The sequence below is a fragment of the Oliverpabstia intestinalis genome, from assembly GCF_009696065.1.
GTDB lineage: Bacteria > Bacillota > Clostridia > Lachnospirales > Lachnospiraceae > Oliverpabstia > Oliverpabstia intestinalis.
Genome location: NZ_VUMS01000067.1, coordinates 1 through 3,187 on the forward strand (window position 1 = coordinate 1; position 3,187 = coordinate 3,187).

The 3,187-nt window shown below is 35.5% G+C and carries 2 protein-coding genes; both read left to right on the top strand.

Annotation, left to right across the window (positions count from 1 at the left end; translation table 11 throughout):
- Positions 1-124: 124 nt before the first annotated feature.
- On the top strand, positions 125-1,465 hold the full coding sequence (locus tag FYJ57_RS14845) for a UvrD-helicase domain-containing protein (RefSeq protein WP_328597503.1): 1,341 nt from the start codon (positions 125-127) through the stop codon (positions 1,463-1,465).
- 15 nt (positions 1,466-1,480) lie between these two features.
- The gene (locus FYJ57_RS14850; RefSeq protein ID WP_154433257.1) at positions 1,481-2,947 is read left to right on the top strand and encodes an RNA-binding domain-containing protein; all 1,467 of its coding nucleotides are present in this window, start codon (positions 1,481-1,483) and stop codon (positions 2,945-2,947) included.
- The last annotated feature ends 240 nt before the right edge of the window (positions 2,948-3,187 follow it).

Sequence of the window (3,187 nt, forward strand, 5' to 3'; positions counted from 1 at the left end):
ATGTAGCTTAGCATATATTGGATCTGGGGAGTGCTCCACTGTTCTCTCCATGTTCCTTGTAACTTGTCCACCATATCAGTTCATTATAAAAATCTTAGATTTTTGTCTTGACAACTGAGCCACTATAAATGTCGTAAAAGCTGTTACTGAATCAAGGCGCAGAGGAGAATTTACTTTTAATGAAATGGAATTGTATGCAGCAAAAGGAATAGATAGCATTTCAACACTTGCTGAGCTGATTCAGATGAGATTTCCTGTTATTTTTATAGATGAGGCACAAGATACGAAAAAAGAAATATGGGAATTGCTAAATAAAATCTATGAAAAACCGCTCTATAATAGTTTTTATCAGGCATACGGTGATAGTAATCAAGCAATTTATAATTCTTATGAAAAAATGGAGGATGTCGAATATTTTCCAAGAGCAAATGCACTGCAGATGCTGAATAGCAAAAGATTTGGAGCAGAAATAGCAAAGTTAGCTAATGGAGTAGCACTGGATAAGAGTAATATGATAGGAGAAGGGCGGCCATTTTCGAATAATAATATACAAAACACAATATTTTTATTTGAAAATGGTCAAGAGAATATCGTAGTAGATAAATTTGCAGAACTAATATTCAGAACTTTTTCACATGATGAATTAGAAGAATACCAGAAATATGGGTGTCACGTATTAGGGATGGTTCACAAAATAGATAAAGAAATGAGTGTAAAAAACTATTTTGAAGAGTATAATCCAGAAGTAAAAAAACAAACGCCCAACCATCTGATAGATTATTTTTGGATCGCCGAAGAACAGATGGAAAAAAAAGGAGAACTGTCTTTAAAAGTTGAATGGATATCAAAAGGAATATGTAAGATAATGAGGAAATATCCGTTGAAAGAAATTGAAAAATCTTCTTCAGCATTTAATTCTATTATTAAAACAGTGCGACCAGAGAATAGAGAAGAAATAAGAAGTGGATTGCTGGAAATTATGTGCATGAATTGGAAAACAAAGAATGAATGGGAGAATGTTATTGATCAAATTTTACATCTTTTGTCAGATGTTATAAAATATACTGATGCAAGAAAAGATGAATTTTTGTTCTGGAATGGCAGCGAGAAACCAGAAGAATATACGAAAAATAGAAATAGAGTGAATGAAAAAGAATATGAGAATGAATCTGGAGATAAAATAAACATAAAGTTTGGAAGTATACATTCATCAAAGGGTAGAACACATTTGGCAACATTAGTAGTGGAGACAAAGTATTACGAAGATAATCTTTCATCTATATTACCATGGCTTTCGGGAAAACGTCCTAAATTAGGTGTGCGGAATAAAAAGAGATTAAAATGTCATTATGTGGCAATGACACGTGCGAAAGGATTGCTTTGCTTGGCAATACCGAGAAAAAGTGTGAGTGATCAAGTACGAAAAGAATTAGAAAATTTTGGGTGGAACTTAGACGTGGTTTAATAGGAAGGTGATGTCATGGCAATACGATCAGTAGAGTATCTGCAAAGTCTTGTGCGAGAGCTTGCAAAGCTTCCGGACGAGACGGAGTGGGTAGAATTTAAATGTAATAACAAGCAACCGCAGATGATTGGCGAATATATTTCTGCTCTCAGTAATTCAGCTGCGTTGTGCGAACGACCGAAAGCATATTTAGTTTGGGGCGTGGATGACACAACACATAAAATTGTTGGAACTGAATTTCAGTATCGTAAAATGAAAAAAGGGAATGAGAAATTGGAAGCATGGCTTTCCAGAATGCTTTCACCAAGAATTAATTTCCGATTTTTTGAGGTTCCGATGGATGAAGGAATGGTTGTGCTGATGGAAATTCCTTGTGCAGAAAAACAGCCGGTACAGTTCGCTGGTGGGGAATTTATAAGAATTGGAACGAACAAAAAGAATTTAAAAGAGTATCCTGACAAAGAAAGAGAATTATGGAGAACATTCGATTCTACACCATATGAACTCCGAATTGCGATGGGAAATTTAGATGAAGATAAAATGGTGTTATTATTGGATTACTCAAAGTATTATGATAAACTGGAAATGCCAATTCCGAGAAATCGGGATAAAGTATTGGAAGATTTACAGCATGAAAAGTTCATAAAGAGAAATGATGCCGGTACATGGGATATCACGAATATGGGAGCATTGATGATCGCAAAGGATTTGAAGAAATTTGAATCTTTGCATAGAAGAACTGTGAGGGTGATTTGGTATAAGGAGAATTCCAGACTGGATGCTATCAGAGAAAAAGAGTTCTGTGCGGGCTATGCATTTTCGCATGAAGAAATCGTGCAGTATATTATGACAATTATTCCGCAGGAAGAGGTTATTGTAGAGGCAACAAGGAAATCTGTTGTCAGTTTCCCGGAAATTGCTATCCGTGAGTTGTTAGCAAATGCTATGATACATCAGGATCTGCAGCAAAGAGGTACAAATCCGATGGTAGAAGTGTTTAAAAATCGAATTGAATTTTCAAATGCCGGTGCACCACTGGTAGCAATTGAAAGAATTGTAGATTCGGTGCCGGTGTCCAGAAATGAAAATATTGCCGGATTTATGCATAAATGTGGTATCTGTGAGGAACGTGGCAGTGGATATGATAAAATTGTTGAAGCAACCGGCAAAAATGAATTACTTGCACCGAGGATTGAAAATCAAAACAATCAATTTACAAAAGCAATATTGTTTGCGAAAGTACCGTTTGAATTAACCACGAAAGAAGATCGGATGCGTACTTGTTATATGCAGGCATGTCTGGCATATGTCAATTTTGAGGGGATTTCTAACTCAGATATTCGAAAAATATTTGGATTGGGAGAAAAAGAGAAAGCGAAAGCATCTCGACTTCTTACCAGTGCAGTTGACGGAGGCTATATTAAAGTAATGGATCCGGATACTGCACCAAGATATAAAAAGTATATTCCATATTGGGCATAATTTAAGTTTCGCTAAGTTTCACTTATGTAGGTGTCTGAGGGAAATTCAATAGTTAAAACATGAAAAAAGCACTGAAAACCGTTGGATTATTGGTTTTACAGTGCTTTTTCTTTGAGACTATGAAGAAAAGTCTGTAAATAAGATTCTTCTATGATAATGATGGGCGAAAGGCTTGATATATTAGCTTTTCGCCCTTTGTTTATATATAACAGTTACAAAAACGCATGTCAAGAGCAGGCG

Excerpts from the sequence above, each read along its gene's own strand:
- FYJ57_RS14850 (WP_154433257.1), top strand. The coding sequence starts at position 1,481 with ATGGCAATACGATCAGTAGAGTATCTGCAAAGTCTTGTGCGAGAGCTT.